We start from the raw sequence: 24513 nt of genomic DNA, 5'->3' as shown, positions 1-24513 counted from the left end.
GACGCTTTGAGTCCCGGTCCCTTACCGTGCGGGTATGAAGCTTCTGTCTGTGAATCTGGGCCGTGCCGAGGCTGTGCCGTACACGGACAACCCGGAGGGCGTGACCGGGATCGACAAGCGGCCGGTGGACAGGGCCGTGCGGGTGTCGGCGCCCGGGCCCAAGGGCATCGGCGGGAGCGGCCTGGCCGGGGACGCGGTGTGCAAGCTGGAGCACCACGGCGGCGACGACCAGGCGGTGTACGCGATGGCGCGCGAGGACCTGGACGAGTGGGAGCGCGAGCTGGGCCGGACGCTGGCCGACGGGGCGTTCGGCGAGAACCTCACCACCAAGGGGCTGGACGTGTCCGGCGCGCTGATCGGCGAGCGCTGGCGCATCGGGCCCGAGGTGGTGCTGGAGATCACCTCCGGGCGGATCCCGTGCCGCACGTTCCAGGGCCATCTGGAGGAGAAGGGCTGGGTGAAGCGGTTCACCCGGCGGGGCGCGCCGGGGGCGTATCTGCGGGTGATCGAGCCCGGGGCGATCCGCGCGGGCGACGCCGTCGAGATCCTGCACCGGCCGGACCACGACGTGACGGTGGCCCTGCAGTTCCGCGCGGTGACCACCGAGCGGACGCTGCTGCCGCGGCTGCTGGCGGCGGGCGAGGCCCTGCACCCGGAGGTGCTGCGCCAAGCGCGGGAGTACAAGGAGAAGAACGGGGCCTGACGGCGCCTCACCGCGACTGTCTCCACCGACCCTTCACCGCCGAAGGCCCCGTCCGGAAGCGGACGCACCCAGTCCGTGTCACTAACCTTCTGCCATGACAACGGCTCTGATTACGGGATCGACGGCAGGCATCGGGGCCGCGTTCGCGCGGCGACTGGCGGCCGACGGGCACAACCTGGTGCTGGTGGCCCGCGACACCAAGCGGCTCAGGGAACAGGCGACCGAGCTGCACGACAGGCACGGCATCGAGGCGGAGGTGCTGACGGCCGACCTGGCGGAGGAGAAGGGCATCGAGGCGGTGGCCGGCCGGCTGAGCGACCGCAAGAACCCCGTCGACCTCCTGGTCAACAACGCCGGCTTCGGCAACAAGGGCCGCTATCTCGATGTCTCCATGGCCGACGAGCTGCGGATGCTCAAGGTGCACTGCGAGGCGGTGCTGCGGCTGACGTCGGCGGCGGCCGAGGGCATGCGGGAGCGCGGCCGGGGCGGTGTCGTCAATGTCGCGTCGGTCGCCGCGTTCGTCCCGCGGGGCACCTACGGCGCGTCCAAGGCCTGGGTCGTGCAGTTCACACAGGGCGCGGCGCGCGACCTGGCCGGCAGCGGCGTACGGCTGATGGCGCTCTGCCCCGGTTTCGTGCGCACGGAGTTCCACGACCGGGCCGGTATGGGCACGGACAACATCCCGAGCTGGATGTGGCTCGACGCGGACAAGCTGGTGGCGGCGGCGCTGCACGATCTGGCCCGGGGCAAGACGCTGTCGATCCCGGACCCGCGCTACAAGGCGCTGATGGGGGCGGCGAAGCTGGTGCCCAGAGGGATGCTCGGGGCGGTGTCGTCCAGGACCGGACGGAAGTACGGACCGCAGTAGGAGCCCGGGGTCGGGAGGCGACGGGCAGCTCCCGTTGGGACAATTGGAGCTGTTCGACCGGACCCAGGGGGGCCGGAGGCGAGGCCATGACCTTCGTACAGCTCATCGAATGCAGGACCAGTCGGCTCGACGAGATGAACCGGCTGATGGACAGGTGGGTCGAGCAGACCAAAGGGAAGCGGACCGCGTCGCACAGTGTGGTGGCGAAGGACCGGGCCGACGCGTCGCACGTGGTCGAGATCGTGGAGTTCCCCTCGTACGAGGAGGCGATGCGGAACTCCGGGCTTCCGGAGACCGACCGGATCTTCCAGGACATGGTGGCGCTCTGCGACGAGGCACCGACGTTCACGGATCTGGACGTGGTGCGGGACGAGCAGTTGTACGCGGCGACCGCGCGCAGGTTCTTCGAGCAGGCGCCCGGGCAGGGTGCGGCGCCCCCGTTCAACGACGTGTTCATCGAGGACTACCACGACCACGATCCCGCCAATGTGCAGGACGTCATCGGGCTGGACGCGCTGCGGCGCGAGGTGGAGGTGTGGCGAGGCGGGTTCGACTTCTCCTTCACGATCGACGACCAGGTCGCCCAGGGCGACCGGGTGTGCACCCGGTGGACCTGGAAGGGACACCACAAGGGCGACTTCCTCGGGATTCCGCCGACCGGGAAGGACGTCACCATGACCGGGACGACCGTCCACCGGTGCACGCCGGACGGGAAGCTCGCCGAGGGCTGGTGGCAGTACGACCGGCTGGGGCTGATGCAACAGCTCGGGGCGCTCGAGCCGCTGGAGCTGTGACCTCGGTACTCCTCCGGTCAGCCGCTCCTCGCGGCGATGGTGCGCACACGCCAGGGTGTGCGGTGGCCACACCCTGGTAGGAGTGACCGATGGTGCCGCCTCCTCGGTGCTCAGCGGCCGGACCTCGCAGAGCCCGCCGCGGCCGGGTCCCGCATATACCTGGCCGGGCAGGCCGCCTCGGCGGAGCAGCGGGCGAAGGTGGACCGTGCGGCCCGCCGTGAGTACCAGGTGCTTCCGTGAGTACCAGGTGCTTCAGGGGATCAACCACCGCGGCATCGTGCAGGCGGCGCAGATCCGCGAGCATGAGGGCGGTCCGGCGATCCTCTTCCGGCACCGCGAGTCCCATCCGGCTCGACGCCTGTCTCGTGGTCCGGGCGACGCTTCAGCTGCCCGGCGTCCTGGAGGCCGGTGACGCATTGGAGCCGTGGTCGGCCTGGAGGCCGGTGAGGCACTGGAGCCGTGGTCGGCGCAGAGCCTGATCGCGAAGGCGCTGGGCATCAGCCGGCCCACTGTGCCGCGGAACCAGCAGGTGGCCGTCGAGCAGTGGGCGGGGATGCCCTGGCTCGGCAGAGGGCGCGACGAAGTGGTGGCCGTCCTCACCGAGCGGGACCGGGTGTCCACGGCGGAGGAGCCGGCGGCCGAGCTGCGCGCGGCACGGCGCGGGGGCCGGTGCTCCAGCCGTGTCCCTGGCCAGGGCGCTGGCCGTGGTGCGTGCGGCGGTCGAGGCGGAGATCCGCAAGCGGGACGACGACCCGGCCGGGGCCCCTTCCGGTGAACCGGTGGAAGCACCCACGCGGCTGGCCGTGCAGCGGCGGGGCGGCCGGGTCGCCATCGCACCGGAGGACCAGCCGGGCTCCGACGATCCGACTCCCGCCGAACTCGCGCACCAAGCGACGGCGTCGGGTGAGTCGGCCGCCGACCTGGCCCGCCGGGAACCGCGGCCCGGGCCGGACCACGGCGCTGCGTGAGCTGCCCGCCGTCGCGGCTCCCGCCGGCATGGCGCCGCTCGCCGACACCACGTCTACCTCTGTGATCTGGGTGTCGCGTACCAGTAGCCGGGCTACAGGCTTCATCGGCCGGGGCGGAGTCCGGCCAGGGCGCCCAGCAGGGCTGCCATGCGCTCGGCGCTGCCCGCGCTTCCGGCGCCGAGGGTGAGCCTGCGGTAAGGGTGTGCCAGGAGGACAAAGTGGGAGACGTACCCGCCCCCTTGGCGGTAGTGGCCGGAGACCCGGGTGCTCGTCGCCGTGATCTCGTGGGTGGTGAGTTCCTCGTAGGTCAAGCGTCCGCTGCGCCCTGGCAGGTGAACCGCCGTGTCGGTGAAGACGAGGTAGCCGTTATGACTCCGCCATACGGGCAGGAAGTTGTTGAAGAGGTGCAAGTGGTGGCCCCGGTTCTGGTAGCCGAGGATCTTCTCCCCGGACACGCCCGGCACGGTCTTCCGCATGTGTCTCAGGGCCGGGTCGTCCTCAGGCGGCCTGATCACCAGACCCAGGGCCAGCGGTGCGCTGCGCAGGACGCGGCAGATCTCCTCGGTGTCCGCGGGGGCGGGTGGTCTGCCGGTCACCTTGTCGGGAACCGGATGCTGGGGGTTGAGGGCGACCGTCACGGGCCTTTTGAGGAAGAGGGACGCCGTCGGCTGCTGGGCCTGCCCCACGAAGCGCTGTCTGAGGTACTCCGCCAGGTCGGGGAGGGATACGACGCCGTCCCGGTCGAGGTCGGCGTCACCGGTCCTGAGTCCTTCGACCAGGGCGGTGACGTACAGGGAGGTGCGGGGCGCACCGACCTTGCGGAGCTTTCCCGAGGGTTCCATCGCCGCCTGCACCTCGTCGGCGGAGGTCAGTACGGCGAAGCCGGAGCCTGCTTCTTGCAGGCGGGCTCCCAGCCCTACGGAACTGGGCCCGCGGTGGGTGAGGACGCGCTTGACCCGTCCGCTGTAGCAGCAGTCGATGCTGAGGACGATCTGTTCCGAGGCACAGACCTCCAGTAGTTCGGCGAGCAGGGCGACGGAGAATCCGGTGGCCTCGATGTGCTCGCTGTGCGAGTCGCGCAGCACCAGGTGGAGGCGGAAGGTGTCGTCCAGCCAGCCGTGGCAGGAGAAGTGGACGAACAGGACGTCGGTCCGCTTCGCCTCCTTGAGCAGCGCCGACACGGCGAGTCGCGCCTCCGACGCGGGCACGTCGAACAGCCGCTGCACCGTGTAACCGCCGATGTCCTGACGTGAGAGCACGGTGCTCAGCTCGGCGAGGTCGTGGAAGGGTGCGGCGAGTTCGGCGAAGGACGGATCCTGGTAGCGGGAGCAGCCGATCAGCAGGGCACGCCGCTGTGTCATGACGAGTCCCGCTGCCCGTCCGGTGGGGTTCCCTGGTCTTCAGGCGTGGGGGCTGAGTCGTCCGGGGGGTCTTCCCGGCCGTCCAGCCAGGAGTCGATCAGCCGACGCTGGTCCTCGGCGGACAGGCCGGTCACCTCCATCTCCTCACCGCCCCGGCGCCTGAGCCGCACCTTACGCCCGGGCCGCAAGGCCGACCAGTTGCCGAACAATTGGACGCCCTGGAGGATCACCGCCGCCAGGGGGGCGAACTCGACTGACAGGCGCAACACTTCGGCGAGACCCTCCCCCGCCCGGGAGCCGGGCGGCGGAGGCAGTTCGGGCTTCCGCCGGGCCGTGGTGTCGGGCAGACCGTTCAGTTCACGCGCGAGCTGGGCGGAGGCCAGCTCCATCGATCTGTCCCCATCCCCCCGTCCCGGTTCCAGCACCACCTCGAACCCGATCGCCCGGTCGTCCACCCCCATGACCGTCGCCGCCCCTTTCGGATGTCGCGTGTCTGCTTGTTCAGAGGAAGTGACGGGATATTACCCGTCGACCTGTTTTCCCACTCATCACGACAAATGCCAGCTACCGCAGCACGGGTGACGTTGTGTCGTCACCGCCCGAGTCGTCCCGGCTGAGCCGGGGCAGCCGGTGACGAGGGACGGGGCGCCGGGCGGAGGCTGGAGCTCCTGCCAGGACCACTTCAGGGCTGCGGCCCGCGCCGGCCACCACTCCCAGAAGAGCCCCAGCCCCATGCAGACGACGAAGGTCCGGCCGGCGAGGCCGCCGCACGCCACCGCCATGTCGTTCCAGCACCCGTGCCGTGCGTGATGTGCCGCTCGGCGGGGACCCGCCGGTGTCCCTGACCCGCCGGGCCGGTCTCTTGCTCGGTCCCGCAGGACGACGGAGGGAAGCAACGCGGCCAGGACGGTGAAGGGCAGGGCGAGGAGCCGCAAGGCGAGGAGCCGCAGGGCGGGCGGTCGAGGGCGCGAGCGGCGAACGCGGCGACCTCGTCAGCATCGAGACAGACGACCGCTCGCAGGGTTCGAGAACGTCTGGGTCACCTGGACGATCAGGAACCGGAGTGAGAATCCCCCACCAGCCCAAGACTTCGGGGGTGAGGTTCCGCCGCCGGGCGGCTAGTCGCCTCCGCCTCCGCCCCCGCCCCCTCCGTCTCCGCCGCCGTCGCTGCCGCCCCCACCGCCGTCGCCGCCGTCCCCGCCGTCGCTGCCCCAGCCGTCGCCGCCGCCGGGTTCGTTGTCGGTGCGGTCCCTGCCGAGGTTGCTGAACCAGGGGCGCTCCCAGATGCCGTCGTCCGTGTCCCTGCGGGTTTTCACGGCGCGGAATCTGGCCAGGCCCGTCGTGTCGCCGAGGCCGAAGGACACCGCGACCGCGTGGGCCATGACGGCGTCCAAGGGGTCGGGGCTCTCATGGTGCACGTCGGCCAGCGGCAGCAGCACCGAGCCGGACGGCGGGCCGGGCCACCGTGAGGGGCGGGTCAGCAGCGCGACCCGGCGGTCGTCGCGCAGCAGCCACGAGCTCTCGGCGTTCTCGCGGCGCAGGGTCCAGAGCCGGTCTGGCAGACGGATCTCGACCTTGCTCTTGGACTTGCGTATTCTCCGGCTCAGTTCGAGCCGTGCGGAGGTGTCACCGACGGTCATGACCAGGCCACCGGCCCGGTCGGCGCTGTCGGGGCGGTAGCCGTACGGTGCCCTGAGCCGAACGGCGGGGGCGTTCGGGCTCCAAACGTCCACGCGGACCAGACGCCGGTCAACGGCGACGGCCACCCGCCCGACGGGGCCGGGCGCGTAGCGGCGTGCGATCCACAGCGGTACGCCCTCCGCCTGCGCCTGTGCGGCGAGAGCGGCGACGTGGTCCGGCCCGCCGCATCTGCGCACCGCCAGTTCGCCCAGCGTGTGGGCGAACTCGGCGGCCTGACGGGCCTTCAAGGGAGTGGTGGTGCCGGTCACGCGGGTGACCGGGACGGCGCCGGAACCCTGCGGCAGCGCCGCCAGGGGGCGTTCGGTGCCCCCGCCACCGAGCCAGCGGCCCCGCAGGAACGCTTCTGCCATGGCGGCGAGGTTCAGCTCGTCCAGCGGGGTCGTCCTGCCGCCCCTGCGCAGTCCGTCCTCGGTGAGCCGCACCGTCCGCGCCAGCGGGTTGCGGGAACTTTCCCCATAGAGCACCTGGTTCATCCCTACCCCCTCATGATCCGACCGCTCTCGTGGGTAGACCGTCGCCGGCCCCGTGACGGTTCCCTGACCAGCGAACGGCACGGCGAAGGCCCGGCAGCCCCGTCTCCGGGGTGCCGGGCCTTCGCTCGGGCTCGGGCCGACTGAGGTCGTCAGCCGTCACTCATCGTGCCTCAGTGGGAGTGGCCGTGGCCGTGGCCCGCGGCGGCCGGCTCCTCCTCTTCCTTCTTCTCGACGACCAGGGTCTCGGTCGTGAGGAGGAGGGAGGCGATGGAGGCGGCGTTCTCCAGGGCGGAGCGGGTGACCTTGACCGGGTCGATGACGCCGGCCTTGACCAGGTCGCCGTACTCGCCGGTCGCGGCGTTGAAGCCCTGGCCCTTGTCGAGCTCGGCGACCTTGGAGGTGATGACGTAGCCCTCCAGGCCGGCGTTCTCGGCGATCCAGCGCAGCGGCTCGACGGCGGCCTTGCGGACGACGGCGACACCGGTGGCCTCGTCGCCGGTCTTGCCGAGGTTGCCCTCGAGGACCTTCACGGCGTGGACGAGCGCGGAGCCGCCACCGGAGACGATGCCCTCCTCGACCGCGGCGCGGGTCGCGGAGATGGCGTCCTCCAGACGGTGCTTGCGCTCCTTGAGCTCGACCTCGGTGGCGGCACCCACGCGGATGACGCACACGCCGCCGGCCAGCTTCGCGAGGCGCTCCTGGAGCTTCTCGCGGTCCCAGTCGGAGTCGGTGGACTCGATCTCGGCCTTGATCTGGGCGACGCGGCCCTGCACGTCGTCCTTGTTGCCGGCGCCGTCGACGACCGTGGTGTCGTCCTTGGTGACGGTGATGCGGCGGGCGGAGCCGAGGACGTCAAGACCGACCTGGTCGAGCTTGAGGCCGACCTCCTCGGAGACGACCGTGGCGCCGGTGAGGACCGCGAGGTCCTGCAGCATCGCCTTGCGACGGTCGCCGAAGCCGGGGGCCTTCACCGCGACGGCGTTGAAGGTGCCGCGGATCTTGTTCACGACGAGGGTGGACAGCGCCTCGCCGTCGACGTCCTCGGCGATGATCAGCAGCGGCTTGGAGGCGTTGGCCTGGATGACCTTCTCCAGCAGCGGCAGCAGGTCCGCGATGGCGGAGATCTTGCCCTGCGTGATGAGGATGTACGGGTCGTCCAGGACGGCTTCCATGCGCTCCTGGTCCGTCACGAAGTACGGCGACAGGTAGCCCTTGTCGAAGGCCATGCCCTCGGTGAAGTCCAGCTCCAGACCGAAGGTGTTGGACTCCTCGACGGTGATGACACCGTCCTTGCCGACCTTGTCCATCGCCTCGGCGATGAGCTCGCCGACCTGCTGGTCCTGGGCGGACAGCGCGGCGACCGCGGCGATGTCGGACTTCTCGTCGATCGGGCGGGCCGTGGCGAGGAGGTCCTCGGAGACGGCGGCGACGGCGGCGTCGATGCCCTTCTTCAGGGCGGCCGGGGAGGCACCGGCGGCGACGTTCTTCAGGCCCTCGCGCACGAGCGCCTGGGCGAGCACGGTCGCGGTGGTCGTACCGTCACCCGCGATGTCGTTGGTCTTGGTCGCCACCTCCTTGACCAGCTGGGCACCGAGGTTCTCGTACGGGTCCTCGACCTCTACCTCACGGGCGATGGTCACACCGTCGTTGGTGATGGTGGGGGCGCCGAACTTCTTGTCGATGACGACGTTGCGGCCCTTGGGGCCGATCGTCACCTTGACCGTGTCGGCAAGCTTGTTGACGCCGCGCTCGAGGGCGCGACGGGCGTCCTCGTCGAACTTCAGGATCTTCGCCATGGGAGCGGTTCAGCCCTCTCGGAAAATGTGGGTGAAACGAACTGCGCCCCCGACGCCCGGCTTCATAAGGTCGCGGGGGCCAGGGGCGCAGTTCACTGCAATGCTGGTAATGCGGGGTGAATTACTTCTCGACGATCGCGAGCACGTCGCGAGCCGAGAGGACGAGGTACTCCTCGCCGTTGTACTTCACCTCGGTGCCGCCGTACTTGCTGTAGAGCACGACATCGCCGACGGAGACGTCGAGCGGAAGACGGTTACCGTCCTCGAAGCGGCCCGGGCCCACGGCCAGGACGACGCCCTCCTGGGGCTTCTCCTTGGCGGTGTCCGGGATGACCAGGCCAGAGGCGGTGGTCTGCTCGGCGTCGAGCGGCTGGACCACAATGCGGTCCTCGAGCGGCTTGATGGCAACCTTGGAGCTGGTGGTCGTCACGATCCGACCTCCCCCTTCGGAGATCTCACGGGGTTAACTGTCTGAGGTGGCGACCAGGTGGATCCGTCGTCGCGGGTGCCGGACCTGCCCGTCGCTGTGTTGGCACTCTCCAGTGGTGAGTGCCAGAGCCGAGACTATGACCGCGATTAGCACTCGGTCAAGCGGACTGCTAATTGCCCGCGGCGCGTCGGCCGGGGAGTTCGTGTCGGAGGTAGTCCTCCAGCCGCCCCACCCGCAGCCCCCGCCCCTCGATCTCCCCCAGCAGACGCGCGGTCCGTTCCGCCGGTGACAGGGACTCCGTCGGGGCCGACGGCACGGAGATGATGTCGCCCGGGCGAAGGCGGGGCTCGCCGTGGGTGTACGTCAGTTCGCCGCCGGCGGACAGGGACGCCCGCCAGAGGACGATCGCCGTGATGCCGCAGTCGGCGGCGGCGCGCAGGGTCGTCGTGTCGTAGGTGCCGTAGGGCGGGCGGAAGAGGTGGGGGCGGATGCCGAAGCGGGTGCGGAGTTTGTGCTGCTGGCCGCAGATCTCGGCGCGCTGCCCGGCGTAGGGCAGACCGCGCAGGGCCGGGTGGTCGAGGGTGTGGTTCTGGAGGGACACGCCGACCGCGCGCAGCCGGGCGAGCCTGCCGTATCCGGGGCCCGCGACGCTGTCCGTGAGGAACAGGCTGACCGGGAGCCGCCGTTCGTGGACGAGGCCGGCGAAGGCGGGGTCGCGTTCGGCGCCGTCGTCGTAGGTCAGGAAGACGACCGGGTCGCGGGTGCGGACCCGGTCCACGACGGGCGGCAGGCGCGCCGGACGCGCGAGGGGGCCGGCCGTGCGGGCCGGGTCCTGGCCCCGGCCGTCCGCTCCCGCCCGCTCCCCCGCCGTCCCGGCGCAGCCGGCCAGCAGGAGCATGCCCGCACACAGCGCGGCGGCGGCCGGCAGCCGCCTCACAGGTAGTCCTCCAGCCTGCCCACCGCGTATCCCTCGGCCGTGACCTTGTTCAGGAAGCGGCGGATCATGTCGGGCATCGTTGCCTTCCACTGCTCGCGGCCCCGGAAGTGGGTGAGGACGATGTCGCCCGGGCGCAGCCTCCGGTCCGCCTCGCGGTACTCCCAGTGGTCGGCGAAGACCTCCGCGTTCCACAGGGGGACGTACTCGATGCCGCAGACCTCGGCGGCGCGCAGCGTCGCCCTGTCGTAGCTGCCGAAGGGCGGGCGGAAGAGGGTGGGGCGGGTGCCGTAGCGCCTCTCGATGAAGCGCTGCATGCCGCAGATCTCGCGCCGCTGCGCGCGGTACGGCAGCCCCGGCATGTAGCGGTGCCAGAGGGTGTGGTTGTTCAGGACCACGCCCCTGGCCTGCATCTGGCGGAAGTAGCGGTCGTCGTCCTTCACCAGGTAGCCGCTGAGAAAGGCGGTGTACGGGACGTCCAGGTCGCTCATCATCCGCAGGAACGCCGGGTCCTTCTCGGCGCCGTCGTCGATGGTGAGGAAGACGACCTTGTCCCTGGTGGGGACGGTGGTGAAGACGGGCGGGAGGCCCAGCTCCCGGTGGCCGTCCACCTCGAAGCCCTTGCGCGTCCTGATCCTCGGCTTCTGCTCGGGAGCCGGCGGGGCGGCCGGCGGGACCCTTCGCAGCCCCCAGCGGTGCGCCGCGGCGATGCGGGCGGCGTGCGCGGCGCGCAGCTTGGTGGCGTAGGAGTCGAGCGCGCGGGCCGGGGGCGCGTCGAGGGGCTGCTGGCCGCCGGCCGGGGCGACCTGGCCGCCGTCCGCCTGCGCGCAGCCCGAGGCGATGGCAGCGAGGGCGAGCACGACGAGGCCGATACGGACGCCTCCCATGGCCCGCCTTTTGTCATTTTGTACGACTGCTCGCATGATGTCGGATCCTCGCAGCCGGCCGGTGCGAACCCTCCCCGACACCGCGGCCGGCGGCATACCGTCCACCGACTGGCCCACATCCGCCCCGGCCCGCCGCCCCCGCCGCTCCGTGGCCGACAATGATCCGGTGAACGACCTCGCCCCCCTCCTCACCCCCGAAGGCCGCGCCCTCCTCGACGAGGTGCGGGACACCGATCCCGCGCGGGAGCTGGCCGTGGCGACGCGGCTGCGCCGGGAGCACCCCGCCGAGCTGGTGTCGGCGGCGCTGGGCCAGGCGCGGCTGCGGCAGCGGGCGGCGGTGAAGTTCGGGGCCGAGGACGCGGGGCGGATGTTCTTCACGCCGAACGGGGTGGAGCAGTCGACCCGGGCGAGTGTGGCGGCGTATCGCGCCCAGCGGATGAAGGACCTGGGGATCACCTCCGTCGCCGATCTGTGCTCCGGCATCGGCGGGGACGCGATCGCGCTGGCCCGCGCCGGGATCCGGGTCCTGGCCGTGGACCGGGACCCGCTGACGGCCGCGGCGGCCCGGGCGAACGCCGACGCACTGGGTCTCGCCGGCCTGATCGAGGTGCGGGAGGCCGATGTCACGGAGGTGGACACGGCCGGGTACGACGCCGTCTTCGTCGACCCGGCCCGGCGCGGCGGCCAGGGCCGGATCTTCGACCCCGAGGCCTACTCACCACCCCTGTCCTGGGCGGTCTCGGCCGCCCGCCGGGCCCCCCGGGCCGCCGCGCTGAAGATCGCCCCCGGCATCCCGCACGAGGCGGTGCCCGAGGACGCCGAGGCCGAGTGGATCTCCGACGGCGGGGACGTGAAGGAGGCGGTGCTGTGGTTCGGCACCGAGCCGGGGGCGGTCCGGGCCACCCTGCTGCCGGGCCCCCGCACCCTGCTCTCCCGCGGCCTGCCCGACCCGGAGGTCCGCACGCCCGGCCGCTTCCTGTACGAGCCCGACGGCGCCGTGATCCGGGCCCACCTGGTCTCCGAGGTGGCCGACCAGGTCGACGGCGGCCTGCTCGACGCGACCATCGCGTACGTCACGGCCGACACCCTGCGCCCGACCCCGTACGCCACCGCCTACGAGATCACCGACCATCTCCCCTTCAACGTCAAGAAGCTGAAGGCCCTGCTGAGGGAACGCCAGGTCGGCACGCTCACCGTCAAGAAGCGGGGCTCGGCGGTCGAACCGGAGGAACTCCGCAAGAAGGTCAAGCCGCAGGGGCCGCACGCGGCGACGGTGTTCCTGACCCGGGTGGCGGGGGCCCCGGCGATGCTCGTAGGGCACCCCGTCTGACGGTCAGGGCTGTTCCGCCGCCCTGCGCAGCAACAGCTCCCGCTCCCTCTCGTTGCGCGTCAGCGAGGCCGCCCGCTCGAACTCGGCCCGGGCCTCCGCCGTACGGCCCAGTCGGGAGAGCAGGTCGGCCCGGACGCTGGGGAGCAGGTGGTATTCGCGCAGGGCGGGGTCGTCGGTCAGAGCGTCGACGAGGGGCAACGCGGTCTCCGGGCCCTCGGACATCGAGACGGCGACCGCCCGGTTCAGCTCCACGACCGGGGACGAGGAGCGGGCGGCCAGCAGGCCGTACAGCACGCTGATGCGGGCCCAGTCGGTCTCCTCGTACGTGTACGCGTGCGCGTGGCAGGCGGCGATGGCGCCTTGCAGGAGGTACGGACCCGGGGCGCCCGAGGAGGCGGCCTCGGCTCTGCCCAGCGCGGCGACGCCTCGGGCGATGAGCATGCGGTTCCAGCGGGCACGGTTCTGTTCCTTGAGGAGGACGGGTTCGCCGGACGGACCGGTCCGGGCCGCCGTGCGGGACGCCTGGAACTCCAGGAGCGCGGTCAGGCCATGGACCTCGGGTTCCTTCGGCATGAGGGACGAGAGCACCCGGGCCAGGCGCAGTGCGTCCTCGCACAAGGACGGGCGGAGCCAGTCGTCACCGGCCGTGGCGGCATACCCCTCGTTGAAGATGAGGTAGATGACATCGAGGACGGAGCCCAGACGGGCCTCGCGGTCGGGGCCATAAGGCACCTCGAAGGCGATGTTCTTCGTGGCCAGGGTGCGCTTCGCACGGACGATGCGCTGGGCGACCGTCGGCTCGGGGACCAGGACGGCGCGGGCGATCTCGGCCGTGGTGAGGCCACCGAGGAGGCGCAGGGTGAGGGCGGTGCGGGCCTCGGTGGACAGCACCGGATGGCAGGCGGTGAAGACCAGGCGCAGCAGGTCGTCGTCGATGTCGTCGGGGTCCGCGGGCTCCTCCGGGGGAGCCACGGCCGACAGGTCGCGGCCGATCTCCGCCAGCTTGCGGGCGTAGTTCTCCCGGCGACGGACCAGGTCGACGGCGCGGTTGCGGGCGGTGGCCATGAGCCAGGCGCCCGGGTTGTCGGGCACGCCGTCCCGCGGCCACTGCTCCAGCGCGGCGACCAGGGCGTCCTGCGCGAGTTCCTCGGCGATGCCGACGTCCCGGACGATCCGGGTGACGCCGGCGATGATGCGGGGCGACTCGATGCGGAAGACCGTCTCGATGGCCGTGCCGGTGCCGCTGGGATCCGGGGTGGGCTGCGCTGTCACAGCCCACCATCAGACACCCTCGACGCGACCCGGCCAAGCAGCGCCCGTCAGTCCTCGGTGATCTGCCGGACCTCGGCCGTGATCGTCCAGTAGTCCTCGTGCACGGACAGGAACCGCTTGGTCCACTCGATCGCCTCGGCCTTGTCCTTGCACTGGCTGATCGAGTAGCCGCCGATGACCTCCTTGGACTCGGTGAACGGCCCGTCGGTGACGGACAGCTGCCCGCCCTCCCAGGTCACCCGGCTGCCGTCCGAGCTCGGGGTGAGCCCGGCCGTGTCGAGCATGACCCCGGCCTTGGTGATCTCCTCAAGGAGCGCGCCCATCCGCTCCATGAGCTCGGGGCTCGGGCCCTCGGCGGGCGCGTTCTTCTCGTCGATACGGATCAGGGTGAGAAAGCGCGGCATGGTGACTCCTCGGGGTCTGTGGAGCGGGATCTCTTCCCGCTCTCACCCCTGCGTCGATCGGGAGCCCCCGGGATCGACACGGTCACCGCATTTCTTCGAGATTTTTTCCGGGATCTTCCCCGGGCCGCGTTCCCGCAGGTCAGCGCAGCGACTCCCACAGCTTCTCCGCCTCGGGCTCCTCGGCCACCACCCGGTTGGGGTCCGACGGTGCCCGCACCACCGGCATCGTCACCATCCGCACCCCGCTCGCCGACAGGCCCCGCAGGCTCTGTCCGAGCCGGGTCAGATCGGTCAGGGAGTCCAGACCGGTGTCGGTGGTGAGGCCGGCGGTCACCGCGTCCGCGACCCGGTACAGCTTCGCCGGGTCGGTGAGCAGGTTCTGTGCGGCGATCTGTTCCAGCAGCGCCTTCACCAGCGTCTGCTGGAGGCCGATGCGGCCGAGGTCGCTGCCGTCGCCGATGCCGTGCCGCGTGCGGGCCAGGGCGAGGGCCCGGGTGCCGTCCAGATGGTGGGTGCCCGCCTTCAGGCGCAGATGGCTGTGGTCGTCGGCGATGTCCTCGTCGGTGGTGACGGTGACGCCGCCGAGTGCGTTGACGAGCTTCGCGAAGCCGGAGAAGTCGATCTCGATGTAGTGGTCCATGCGGACGCCGGTCAGCGACTCGACCGTCTTCACGGCACAGACCGGACCGCCCACCGCGTACGCGCTGTTGAACATGGACCGGTAGGCCACCGCCGTCGAACCGCCGGACGAGCGCGGGCAGGACGGGCGCGTGACCAGGGTGTCGCGCGGAATGCTCACCACCGTCGCGCGGGTCCGCCCGGCGTCGAGATGGACGACCATCGCCGTGTCGGAGCGGGCACCCGTGCTGTCGCCGCCGCCGAGCCGCTGGTTCTCCTCGCCGCCACGTGAGTCCGAGCCCAGGACCAGGATGTTGAGCGCCCCGCTGGGCAGGGCGGACGCCGAGGGCGACGGTACGGTCACCGGCCTCGGCGGGCGGTTGTCGCCCAGCGCGTTGTCGATGTCGACGCTCTTGATGTTGCTGTCGAGCTGCCAGTAGGCCCAGCCCGCCGCCGCGGCGGCCAGCATCAGCAGGGCCGTCAGGGTCAGGCCGACGGTCCGCAGCGCGATCGACCGCCGCCCCGTGCCTCTGTTCTCGTCCCCGTTCGCCTCGTGTCCCGTCACGACAGGAACATAAGTCCGAATTATTACGGGCAGGGACCTCGACGCGCCTTTTCTTCGGAAATTCTCAGACTTCGCGGGCCGAACGCCACCGAACTGCCGTTCGGCACCGACCCGTTGCACGAGGCGTTCACACAACTGACCGCCACACAGGCGTTCATCGCCGCCTTGCGTCAGGGCCCCATCCGAAAGTTTCGTAGGTGCAACCGATTGACTTCGGAGGGGTGCGGAGACGCCCGCCCCACCCGTCCATACGTCAACTTCCGGCCAGGGGCGCCGCCGTGCTGCTGCGCACCACCAGGCTCGTCGCCAGCTCCACCCGGGTCGCCGCCGGGGTGCCCTCCTCGCGGCCGAGGTCAAGGACCAGCTTGGCCGCCGCCTCGGCCATCTCCGTCAGCGGCTGCCGTACGGTCGTCAGCGGCGGCCCGACCAGGGGCGCCACCGGCAGGTCGTCGAACCCGACCACGCTCAGGTCCTCGGGGATGCGCAGCCCCAGTTCGCGCGCGGCCTCGTACAGCCCGAGCGCCTGGAGGTCGTTCCCCGCGAAGACGGCGGTCGGCCGGTCCGGGCGGCGCAGCAGCTCCAGGCCCCGCCGGTAGCCGGCCTCGTGATGGAAGTCGCCGTCCGCGATCAGCCCGGGATCCACCGGCAGCCCGGCCGTCTCCAAAGCGGCCCGGTAGCCGTCGACCCGGGCGCGGCTGCACATCATCTGCGAGGGCCCGGTGATCGCGCCGATCCTGCGGTGCCCCAGCTCGACCAGGTGCCGGGTGGCCGCGAGACCGCCCTGCCAGTTGGTGGCGCCGATCGACGGCACGTCGGCGCCCGGGTCACCGGCCGGGTCCATCACCACGAACGGGATGGAGCGGCTGGTCAGCAGCGCCCGCTGCGACGCGTCGAGCCCGGACAGCACCAGGACGACGCCGTGCGGGCGGCGCGCGGCGACCTGGTCGGCCCAGGTCCGCCCGGGGGTGAGCCGACCGGCGCTCTCCGACAGCACCACGCTCAGCCCGGCATCCCTGGCCACGTTCTCCACACCCCGGATGACCTCCATCGCCCAGGCGCTCTCCAGCTCGTGGAAGACCAGGTCGATCAGGGGCGAGCGGGTCGCCTCGGCGCGGCGGCGCCGGTAGCCGTGGGCGCGCAGCAGGCCCTCGACGCGGGCCCGGGTGGCCGGGGCGACATCGGCACGGCCGTTCAGCACCTTCGAAACAGTCGGCGCCGACACACCGGCCTCGCGGGCGATCTCGGCGAGCGTCGCGGTCTGCGCGGTGCGCCCCTGCGTCCGGGTCTGCGTCCGGCTTTCAACGGGCTCCGGGGAAGTCATGGCGGCGATCGTAACCCTGCGGGCCCCCTTGACGAAGTCCTCGCGGCGCCATAGGTTCCCGGAACATTCGGAATGCACAGCGAAACATTCGTGAATACGTTCGTGAGAAACGCTCCAGCACCGTTCGTGAGAGGGCCGTCCGTCCACCCGACAGGAGCTTCATGACCACCGTGCCCTGGCGTGACCCCGCGCTGCCCGCCGCCGCCCGCGTCGACGACCTGCTCTCCCGGATGACCCTGGAGGAGAAGACCGCCCAGCTGTACGGCGTGTGGGTGGGCGCCTCGACGGACGGCGACGGAGTCGCTCCGCATCAGCACGACATGACCGTCGACTACTCCGACGAGGCATGGGACGAGCTGATCACACGCGGCCTGGGCCAGCTCACGCGCTCCTTCGGCACCGCCCCCGTGGACCCGGCGCTCGGCGTGCGCGCCCTGGCCCGCGCCCAGCGCCGTATCACCGAGGCCGGCCGCTTCGGCATCCCGGCGATCGCGCACGAGGAGTGCCTGGCCGGCTTCACCGCCTGGCAGGCCACGGCCTATCCGGTCCCGCTGGCCTGGGGCGCGACCTGGGATCCCCCGCTGGTCGAGGAGATGGCCCGCCGGATCGGCGACGACCTGCGCTCGGCCGGCGTCCACCAGGGCCTCGCGCCCGTACTGGACGTCGTACGCGATCCGCGCTGGGGCCGGGTGGAGGAGACCATCGGCGAGGACCCGTATCTGGTCGGCACGGTCGGCTCGGCCTATGTGAGGGGCCTGGAGTCGGCCGGGGTCGTCGCCACGCTCAAGCACTTCGCCGGGTACGCCTCCTCGGCGGGCGCCCGCAATCTGGCACCGGTACGGGCCGGGGTCCGCGAGTTCGCGGACGTCACGCTCCCGCCCTTCGAGATGGCGCTGCGCGAGGGCGGGGCGCGCTCGGTGATGGCCGCGTACACCGAGCGGGACGGCGTCCCGGCCTCGGCGGACCCCGAGCTGCTGACCGGGCTCCTGCGCGAGGAGTGGGGCTTCACCGGCACGGTCGTCGCCGACTACTTCGGCATCGGATTCCTCCAGACCCTGCACCGCGTCGCCGGCACCCCGGCCGAGGCGGCCCACGCGGCCCTGACCGCCGGCATCGACGTCGAACTGCCCACCCTCAAGTGCTACGGCGATCCGCTGCCGGCCGCCGTCCGGTCGGGCCAGGTGCCCGAGGAACTCGTGGACCGCGCGGCCCGCCGCGTCCTGCTCCAGAAGTGCGAACTGGGCCTGCTGGACGAGGACTGGACACCCGAGCCGGCCGCCGCGGTGAACCTGGACTCCACGGGCAACCGGATCCTGGCCCGCCGTCTGGCCGAGGAGTCGGTGGTCCTGCTCGACAACCCCGACGGCCTTCTCCCGCTGGCCCCCGACACCCGGATCGCGGTGGTCGGCCCCCGGGCGGCGGACGCCCTGGCCATGCTGGGCTGCTACTCCTTCCCGTCCCATGTCCTCACCCACCACCCCGATGTGCCGACCGGCATCGAGATCCCGACCGTCCTCGACGCCCTGCGCACCGAACTCCCCGACGCCAAGGTGACGTTCGCACAAGGGTGCGAGGTGACCGGCCCGGACACCTCGGGCTTCGAGGAGGCCGTCGCCCGCACCGCCGAGGCGGACGTGTGCGTGGCGGTCCTCGGCGACCGGGCGGGCCTGTTCGGCCGGGGCACCTCGGGCGAGGGCTGCGACGCGGCGGACCTCGGCCTGCCGGGCGCCCAGGGCGAGTTGCTGGACGCGCTGATCGCCACCGGCGTGCCCGTGGTCCTGGTCCTGCTGACCGGCCGGCCGTATGCCCTCGGCCGCTGGCACGGACGCCTGGGAGCCGTCGTCCAGGCCTTCTTCCCGGGGGAGGAGGGCGGCCCGGCGGTCGCGGGCGTCCTGTCGGGCCGCGTCAACCCGTCGGGCCGGCTCCCTGTCAGCGTCCCGCAGGTGCCCGGCGGCCAGCCCTGGACGTATCTCCAGCCGCCCCTCGGCCTCGCGGGTGAGGTCAGCAACCTCGACCCGACCCCGCTGTACGCCTTCGGCCACGGCCGCTCGTACACGGCGTTCGCCTGGGAGGAGTTCACCGGAGGCGAGGCGGAGCTCGGCACGGACGGGACGTACGACCTGTCCGTTACGGTCCGCAACACGGGCGAGCGCGAGGGCGCGGAGGTGGTGCAGCTGTATCTGCACGACCCGGTGGCGTCCGTGACCCGCCCCGACATGCGGCTGATCGGCTACCAGCGGGTGACGGCGGCACCGGGCGAGGCGGCCCGGGTGACGTTCCGCTTCCACGCGGATCTGTCGTCCTTCAGCGACCGCGCGGGCCGCAGGGTGGTCGAGCCGGGCGCCCTGGAACTGAGGCTTGCGGCTTCGAGCGCGGACGTACGGCACACCGCGCGCGTCACCCTCACGGGCCCGGTCCGGGTGCTCGGCCCCGACCGGCGGCTGCGCTGCGACACGGAGGTCGGCGGCGTGGAGTGACCGGCCCGCTCAGTCCACGCCCAGCGACTCGAACCGCCACCGGTGCACCGCCCGGGTCACCAGCTCCCCGTCCGGCTCCGGCAGTTCGGGCAGCTCGGCGTCGTACGGGGCGTCCCACCAGGTGAGGACGAGGACCCGGTCCTGGGGAGCGCGCAGGGTCTCCCGGCGCAGCGGCCGGCGGGGCAGCTCCTGGGCACGGACCCAGGCCAGCAGGTCCTCGCCCCGCCCGGCCACGGCCCGCGCCTCCCACATCAGGGCGACCGTCACGGGTAGAGGTTCTCCTTGCTGACCTCGTGCACATGGTCGTGGTGGTGGCCCTGGTGACTGCCCGGCACATGAGGCTCCGTCACCGGCAGCGAGGAGTCGGCCGGCAGGTCCCAGCTCGACGCGGCCCGGTTGCGGGCCACCATCTCGGCGCCGAGCGCGGCGACCATCGCCCCGTTGTCCGTGCACAGCTTGGGCCGCGGCACCCGCAGCCGGATCCCGGCGGCCTCGCAACGCTCCTGTGCCAGGGCGCGCAGCCGGGAGTTGGCGGCCACACCGCCGCCGATCATCAGGTGGTCGACGCCCTCGTCCTTGCAGGCCCGGACGGCCTTGCGGGTGAGCACGTCCACGACCGCCTCCTGGAAGGAGGCCGACACGTCCCGCACCGGGACCTCCTCCCCCACGGCCCGCTTGGCCTCGATCCAGCGGGCCACGGCCGTCTTCAGCCCCGAGAAGGAGAAGTCGTAGGCCGGATCGCGCGGGCCGGTCAGACCGCGCGGGAACGCGATCGCGTTCGGGTCGCCCTCGCGCGCGTACCGGTCGATGACCGGACCGCCCGGGAAGCCCAGGTTCAGCACCCGCGCGATCTTGTCGAAGGCCTCGCCGGCCGCGTCGTCGATGGTCGCGCCCATCGGGCGGACGTCGGAGGTGATGTCCGAGGACAGCAGCAGCGAGGAGTGACCGCCGGAGACCAGCAGCGCCATGGTCGGCTCGGGCAGCGGGCCGTGCTCCAGCTGGTCCACGCAGATGTGCGAGGCGAGGTGGTTGACGCCGTACAGGGGCTTGCCGAGCGCGTACGCGTAGGCCTTCGCCGCCGAGACGCCGACCAGCAGGGCACCGGCGAGTCCGGGACCGGCCGTGACGGCGATACCGTCGAGGTCGCGGGCGCTGACGCCCGCCTCCTTCAGCGCGCGGTCGATGGTGGGGACCATCGCCTCCAGGTGGGCGCGGCTCGCGACCTCCGGGACGACGCCGCCGAAGCGGGCGTGCTCGTCGACGCTGGAGGCGATGGCGTCGGCCAGCAGGGTGGTGCCGCGGACGATGCCGACGCCGGTCTCGTCGCAGGAGGTCTCGATGCCCAGGACGAGCGGTTCGTCAGCCATTGATCTCGGTTCCTTGTACGGAAGTTGAAGGGTCGGTGAGGCGCATCACCAGGGCGTCCACGTTCCCGGGCTGGTAGTAGCCGCGCCGGAAGCCGATGGGCTCGAAGCCGAAGCGCTCGTAGAGCTTCTGCGCGCGGACGTTGTCGACGCGGCACTCCAGCATCACCTCGGCGCACTCGAAGGCGGTCGCCGCGCGCAGCAGCTCGGCCAGCAGCACCCCGCCGAGTCCGGTGCCCCACAGGTCCCGGGCGACGGCGATGGTCTGGACGTCACCCTGCTCACCGCTGGCGACCAGTCCGGCGTACCCGGTGATCCGCCCGCCGGTCTCGGCGACCACGTACCGCCGGGTCGCCTCCGGCCCGCGCGCGTGGGCCAGTTCGGACCAGAACATGCCACGCGACCAGGCGTCCTCGGGAAACAGGTCCCGCTCCAGTTCCAGCACGGGGTCGATGTCCCACCAGCGCATCTCGCGCAGCGCACACCTCACGGGTTCGGTCACTTGGGGGTGACCACCTTGTAGTTCTTGGGGACCTGGGCGTCCGGGCGGCGCAGATACAGCGGCCGGGGCGCGGGGAACTCCTCGCCCGCCGCCAGCTTCTCGGCGGCCAGCCGGGCGAGGGCGGCGGCGGACACATGCTCCGGCTCGTGCGCCTTGGGGAAGGTGTCCGGGTAGAGCAGCGCGCCGGCGCCGACCGCGGGCAAGCCCTCGACCTGCTCGGCGATGTCGGCGGGCCGGTCGACGGCCGGGTCGGTGAGGCGGGTCCGGGAGTCGGCGTAGCGCGCCCAGTACACCTCCTTGCGGCGGGCGTCGGTGGCCACGACGAACGGGCCCTCCAGGTCGGCGGCGAAGGCGAGGCCGTCCAGCGTGCACAGGCCGTGCACGGGGACGCCGAGCGCCAGCCCGAAGGTCTCGGCGGTCATCAGCCCGACCCGCAGCCCGGTGTACGGGCCCGGACCGATGCCGGCGACGATCCCGGTGACGGCGTCCAGCTTCAGACCGGCCTCGGCGAGCACCCGGTCGATCGCCGGCAGCAACAGTTCCCCGTGCCGCCGCGCGTCCACCTGACTCGACGAGGCGATGACGTCGCGGCCGTCGTGCAGCGCGACGGTGACGGCGGGTGTGGCGGTATCCAGAGCGAGCAAGAGCACGCAAACAGCCTACGGCTCCATGGGGCCGGTGTCGGACGCCTTGCCGTCCGCCCGTCGAGCGGGCCGCGCGGCACGGAGGGCCCTCGTCAGCGCGGCGAGCGTACGTGCCTGGCATCGCGCGGCACGCAGGACGTTCGACACGGTCCACCGGCCCGGCGGAGCCGCACCTGCCGGGCCGTCAGCTGCTGCTAGCGTCACCTACCGTCACGGCAGGGACGTACGACGCGGAGGTGGCCGCCGGTGGCAGTCAGCAGCTCGGGAATCGTGGCCGGGCTCACCGCCGCGGCCCTCGCGACGGTCGGCTACCTGGCCTACCAGGCGTCGGCGACGGCACCGGCCGGTTCCGGCAGGCCGCAGGCGGGCGCCTCACCGAAGGCCGGCGCCTCGAAGGCGCCCCGGACCGAGAAGGACCCCTCCGCGCTGCCGGGCGGCTCCGGCCAGGGCGCCCGGGTCGTGTACTCGCTGGGCGGCGACCGGGTGTGGCTGGTCGGCACGGACGAGGTGGTCACGCGCACGTTCGAGGTCGACCCGAGCGCGGTGGATCCGGCCCCGGGCAGCTACTCGGTGACATCCCGGTCGAACGCGATCACCGGCTCCGACGGTATCCCCGTCGAGCACGTCGTGCGCTTCACCAGCGTGGACGGCGTCGTCATCGGCTTCAGCGCGGCCGTGCCCGGCTCGACCGCCGCCCCCGACCCGAAGGTCCGCACGGGCGGCATCCGCGAGTCACGCGTGAACGGCGACGCGATGTGGACGTTCGCGACGATCGGCCGCAAGGTCGTCGTGGTCCGCTAGTGCGGTGACCGCGCAGGACAGAACGATGTGACCTTCATCGCGACAGCGGGGTCTCGGCGCGCTCGCCGTCACCCCGTCCGGCCATGACGACGGCATCGGCGGATGGCTCATCGACGGAGGTCATGGCGCTGCGCCGGAAGTGATCGGCAGGAACACTTCACCCGCACGGAACCAATATCTGTATCCGTGACGTAAGAAATAGCTGCGGTCCGCTGCGAGTATTCCTCGACCGCAGACCGGATCGGAATTAACGACCGCACAGGGCCCATCACGCCGTGCTAGTGTCGATCTCAGTTGCAGGTGTGGTTGCCAGAAGGTTCATTTTCCGACGGTTAATCAGCACGGCGACGCGGAATCCGCACAAGGCGAATTCCGAACATCGTCTCCGAAGGAGAAATGACATGGCTACTGGCACCGTGAAGTGGTTCAACGCGGAAAAGGGCTTCGGCTTCATCGAGCAGGACGGCGGCGGCGCCGACGTCTTCGCCCACTACTCGAACATCGCCACCCAGGGCTTCCGCGAGCTCCAGGAAGGCCAGAAGGTGTCGTTCGACATCGCGCAGGGCCAGAAGGGCCCGACGGCCGAGAACATCGTTCCCGCCTGACACCGGCGGCTACGCATACTTCGCAGCTGGGGCCCGCACCTTGGGGTGCGGGCCCCAGCTCGCCGCATTTCAGGGCGCCCATTCGCCGCCCGTCATCTCCGGCTCGTTCTCGCGATTCTCTGCGCCTTTCATTTTGCTGCGGAAAATTCCTTGCTACGTGCCTACGTGCCCACATCGAGGAAGGTTCCGCTTGAACCGCGCACGCACCTCCCGCACGACCCGCACGCCCCGCACCTTCGACCGCTCCCGGGGTGCTGCCCCCCAGCGCTCGGGAGCTCCGCGGCGTTCCAACGGTTACGAGCGTCGACCGGCCGCACGGCAGGGCGAGTTCGCACTGCCCAAGACGATCACGCCCGCGCTGCCCGCCGTCGAGTCGTTCGCCGACCTCGCCCTGCCGTCGCCGTTGCTGGCCGCGCTCGGCCACGAGGGCGTGACCGTGCCGTTCCCCATCCAGGGGGCGACCCTGCCGAACTCCCTCGCAGGGCGTGACGTGCTCGGCCGCGGCCGTACCGGGTCGGGCAAGACCCTCGCCTTCGGCCTCGCGTTGCTGGCCCGTACAGCGGGCCGGCGCGCCGAGTCACGGCAGCCGCTCGCCCTGGTCCTCGTCCCCACCCGCGAGCTGGCCCAGCAGGTGACCGACGCGCTCACCCCGTACGCCCGCTCCGTGCGGCTGCGACTGGCCACCGTGGTCGGCGGCATGTCGATCGGACGGCAGGCGGGTGCGCTGCGGACCGGGGCGGAGGTCGTCGTCGCGACGCCCGGGCGGCTCAAGGACCTCATCGACCGTGGTGACTGCCGACTGGACGACGTCGACATCACCGTCCTCGACGAGGCCGACCAGATGGCCGACATGGGCTTCATGCCCCAGGTCACCGCCCTGCTCGACCAGGTGCGCCCCGAAGGGCAGCGGATGCTCTTCTCGGCCACCCTGGACCGCAACGTGGACCGGCTCGTCCGCCGCTACCTGACGGACCCGGTGGTCCACTCCGTCGATCCGTCGGCGGGCGCCGTCACCACGATGGAGCACCACGTGCTCCACGTGCACGAGGCGGACAAGCACCGGACGACCACCGAGATCGCGGCGCGGGACGGCCGGGTGATCATGTTCCTGGACACCAAGCACGCCGTGGACCGGCTGACCGAGCATCTGCTCAACAGCGGCGTCCGCGCCGCGGCTCTGCACGGCGGCAAGTCCCAGCCCCAGCGCACCCGGACCCTCGCCCGGTTCAAGACCGGCCATGTGACGGTACTGGTGGCGACCAACGTCGCGGCCCGCGGCATCCACGTCGACAACCTCGACCTGGTCGTCAACGTGGATCCGCCGAGCGACCACAAGGACTATCTGCACCGCGGCGGCCGTACCGCCCGTGCCGGCGAGTCCGGCAGCGTCGTCACCCTCGTGACCCCCGGCCAGCGCCGCGGCATCAGCCGGCTGATGGCTTCGGCCGCGATCACCCCCCGGATCACCGCGGTACGTTCGGGTGAGGCGGAACTGAGCCGCATCACAGGCGCCCAGGCCCCTTCCGGTGTCCCCGTCGTCATCACCCCGCCTGCCGCGCCGCGCCCCCGCCGCTCCGCGTCTTCCGCGGCTCCCTCGTCCCGAGGCCGCCACGACCGTCCCACCCAGGGACGCGCCACCGGGCGAGCGGGGCGGCGCAGGCCGCAGCGGCCCGCCTTCGACCCGACGGCCTAGAG

24 protein-coding genes are annotated in these 24513 nt (G+C 71.8%); 9 read left to right on the top strand and 15 right to left on the bottom strand.

What is annotated here, in order from left to right:
• Positions 1–34: 34 nt before the first annotated feature.
• From ACIBK5_RS12830 to ACIBK5_RS12815, 4 genes are all read left to right on the top strand, one after another.
• Positions 35–703, top strand: coding sequence for an MOSC domain-containing protein (locus ACIBK5_RS12830; protein ID WP_399018896.1), 669 nt, complete (start codon positions 35–37; stop codon positions 701–703).
• Between the two features lie 94 nt (positions 704–797).
• The gene (locus ACIBK5_RS12825) at positions 798–1571 is read left to right on the top strand and encodes an SDR family NAD(P)-dependent oxidoreductase (RefSeq protein ID WP_399018894.1); all 774 of its coding nucleotides are present in this window, start codon (positions 798–800) and stop codon (positions 1569–1571) included.
• 86 nt (positions 1572–1657) lie between these two features.
• Entirely contained in the window at positions 1658–2365 is a 708-nt protein-coding gene (locus ACIBK5_RS12820; protein ID WP_399018893.1) for an ester cyclase, read from the top strand.
• Positions 2366–3045: 680 nt separating this feature from the next.
• Positions 3046–3333, top strand: coding sequence for a hypothetical protein (locus tag ACIBK5_RS12815; RefSeq protein ID WP_399018891.1), 288 nt, complete (start codon positions 3046–3048; stop codon positions 3331–3333).
• A 101-nt stretch (positions 3334–3434) separates the two neighbouring features.
• Here the strand turns inward: ACIBK5_RS12815 and ACIBK5_RS12810 are convergent, their stop codons facing one another.
• From ACIBK5_RS12810 to ACIBK5_RS12780, 7 genes are all read right to left on the bottom strand, one after another.
• Positions 3435–4694 carry a caspase domain-containing protein gene (locus ACIBK5_RS12810; protein ID WP_399018889.1) on the bottom strand — a complete coding sequence of 420 codons (1260 nt, stop codon included), beginning with the start codon at positions 4692–4694 and terminating at the stop codon, positions 3435–3437.
• Positions 4691–5155, bottom strand: coding sequence for a hypothetical protein (locus ACIBK5_RS12805; RefSeq protein WP_399018887.1), 465 nt, complete (start codon positions 5153–5155; stop codon positions 4691–4693). Before ACIBK5_RS12805 ends, ACIBK5_RS12810 begins: the two co-directional genes overlap by 4 nt.
• A 657-nt stretch (positions 5156–5812) precedes the next feature.
• On the bottom strand, positions 5813–6868 hold the full coding sequence (locus tag ACIBK5_RS12800) for a hypothetical protein (RefSeq protein ID WP_399018885.1): 1056 nt from the start codon (positions 6866–6868) through the stop codon (positions 5813–5815).
• Positions 6869–7038: 170 nt separating this feature from the next.
• On the bottom strand, positions 7039–8664 hold the full coding sequence (gene groL / locus ACIBK5_RS12795; RefSeq protein WP_399018884.1) for a chaperonin GroEL: 1626 nt from the start codon (positions 8662–8664) through the stop codon (positions 7039–7041).
• Between the two features lie 121 nt (positions 8665–8785).
• On the bottom strand, positions 8786–9094 hold the full coding sequence (groES, locus tag ACIBK5_RS12790) for a co-chaperone GroES (protein ID WP_003974211.1): 309 nt from the start codon (positions 9092–9094) through the stop codon (positions 8786–8788).
• Positions 9095–9263: 169 nt separating this feature from the next.
• Positions 9264–9992: a polysaccharide deacetylase family protein gene (locus tag ACIBK5_RS12785; protein WP_399019196.1), complete on the bottom strand. Its 729-nt coding sequence runs from the start codon at positions 9990–9992 to the stop codon at positions 9264–9266.
• Between the two features lie 35 nt (positions 9993–10027).
• Complete coding sequence (locus ACIBK5_RS12780; RefSeq protein WP_399018882.1) at positions 10028–10915, bottom strand: polysaccharide deacetylase family protein; 888 nt, start codon at positions 10913–10915, stop codon at positions 10028–10030.
• 166 nt (positions 10916–11081) lie between these two features.
• On the opposite strand from ACIBK5_RS12780, the gene ACIBK5_RS12775 reads away from it, so the two are divergent.
• Positions 11082–12245 (top strand): SAM-dependent methyltransferase, encoded by a 1164-nt coding sequence (locus ACIBK5_RS12775; RefSeq protein ID WP_399018880.1) that lies wholly within the window; start codon positions 11082–11084, stop codon positions 12243–12245.
• Between the two features lie 3 nt (positions 12246–12248).
• On the opposite strand, the gene ACIBK5_RS12770 is transcribed toward ACIBK5_RS12775, so the two are convergent.
• The 4 genes from ACIBK5_RS12770 to ACIBK5_RS12755 form a co-directional block, all read right to left on the bottom strand.
• On the bottom strand, positions 12249–13517 hold the full coding sequence (locus ACIBK5_RS12770; protein WP_399018878.1) for an RNA polymerase sigma factor: 1269 nt from the start codon (positions 13515–13517) through the stop codon (positions 12249–12251).
• Positions 13518–13564: 47 nt separating this feature from the next.
• Positions 13565–13921: a YciI family protein gene (locus tag ACIBK5_RS12765; protein WP_399018876.1), complete on the bottom strand. Its 357-nt coding sequence runs from the start codon at positions 13919–13921 to the stop codon at positions 13565–13567.
• Between the two features lie 139 nt (positions 13922–14060).
• Positions 14061–15104 (bottom strand): LCP family protein, encoded by a 1044-nt coding sequence (locus ACIBK5_RS12760; RefSeq protein WP_399018873.1) that lies wholly within the window; start codon positions 15102–15104, stop codon positions 14061–14063.
• Between the two features lie 253 nt (positions 15105–15357).
• Complete coding sequence (locus ACIBK5_RS12755; protein WP_399018871.1) at positions 15358–16425, bottom strand: LacI family DNA-binding transcriptional regulator; 1068 nt, start codon at positions 16423–16425, stop codon at positions 15358–15360.
• Between the two features lie 161 nt (positions 16426–16586).
• Between ACIBK5_RS12755 and ACIBK5_RS12750 the strand changes: the two genes are divergently transcribed.
• Positions 16587–18902, top strand: coding sequence for a glycoside hydrolase family 3 N-terminal domain-containing protein (locus tag ACIBK5_RS12750; RefSeq protein WP_399018869.1), 2316 nt, complete (start codon positions 16587–16589; stop codon positions 18900–18902).
• 9 nt (positions 18903–18911) lie between these two features.
• Here ACIBK5_RS12750 and ACIBK5_RS12745 read toward each other — a convergent pair whose 3' ends face one another.
• Genes ACIBK5_RS12745 through tsaB form a run of 4 tightly spaced genes read right to left on the bottom strand, consistent with a single transcriptional unit; the run spans position 18912 to position 21418 of the window.
• Positions 18912–19169 carry a hypothetical protein gene (locus ACIBK5_RS12745; RefSeq protein ID WP_399018867.1) on the bottom strand — a complete coding sequence of 86 codons (258 nt, stop codon included), beginning with the start codon at positions 19167–19169 and terminating at the stop codon, positions 18912–18914.
• Complete coding sequence (tsaD, locus tag ACIBK5_RS12740) at positions 19166–20269, bottom strand: tRNA (adenosine(37)-N6)-threonylcarbamoyltransferase complex transferase subunit TsaD (RefSeq protein WP_399018865.1); 1104 nt, start codon at positions 20267–20269, stop codon at positions 19166–19168. The genes ACIBK5_RS12745 and tsaD overlap by 4 nt, the downstream gene beginning before the upstream one ends.
• Positions 20262–20768 carry a ribosomal protein S18-alanine N-acetyltransferase gene (gene rimI / locus ACIBK5_RS12735; protein ID WP_399018863.1) on the bottom strand — a complete coding sequence of 169 codons (507 nt, stop codon included), beginning with the start codon at positions 20766–20768 and terminating at the stop codon, positions 20262–20264. The genes tsaD and rimI overlap by 8 nt, the downstream gene beginning before the upstream one ends.
• Entirely contained in the window at positions 20765–21418 is a 654-nt protein-coding gene (gene tsaB, locus ACIBK5_RS12730; RefSeq protein ID WP_399018862.1) for a tRNA (adenosine(37)-N6)-threonylcarbamoyltransferase complex dimerization subunit type 1 TsaB, read from the bottom strand. Before tsaB ends, rimI begins: the two co-directional genes overlap by 4 nt.
• Before the next feature lie 240 nt (positions 21419–21658).
• Here tsaB and ACIBK5_RS12725 point away from each other — a divergent pair, with 240 nt between their 5' ends.
• The 3 genes from ACIBK5_RS12725 (at position 21659) to ACIBK5_RS12715 (ending at position 24511) form a co-directional block, all read left to right on the top strand.
• Entirely contained in the window at positions 21659–22213 is a 555-nt protein-coding gene (locus ACIBK5_RS12725) for a hypothetical protein (RefSeq protein WP_399018860.1), read from the top strand.
• A gap of 401 nt (positions 22214–22614) precedes the next feature.
• Positions 22615–22818, top strand: coding sequence for a cold-shock protein (locus ACIBK5_RS12720; protein ID WP_189725621.1), 204 nt, complete (start codon positions 22615–22617; stop codon positions 22816–22818).
• A 190-nt stretch (positions 22819–23008) separates the two neighbouring features.
• Positions 23009–24511 carry a DEAD/DEAH box helicase gene (locus ACIBK5_RS12715; RefSeq protein ID WP_399018858.1) on the top strand — a complete coding sequence of 501 codons (1503 nt, stop codon included), beginning with the start codon at positions 23009–23011 and terminating at the stop codon, positions 24509–24511.
• The last annotated feature ends 2 nt before the right edge of the window (positions 24512–24513 follow it).

The organism is Streptomyces sp. NPDC050546, from assembly GCF_044457425.1.
Classification (GTDB): Bacteria; Actinomycetota; Actinomycetes; order Streptomycetales; family Streptomycetaceae; genus Streptomyces.
This window is presented reverse-complemented; position numbering and strand designations above follow the sequence as displayed.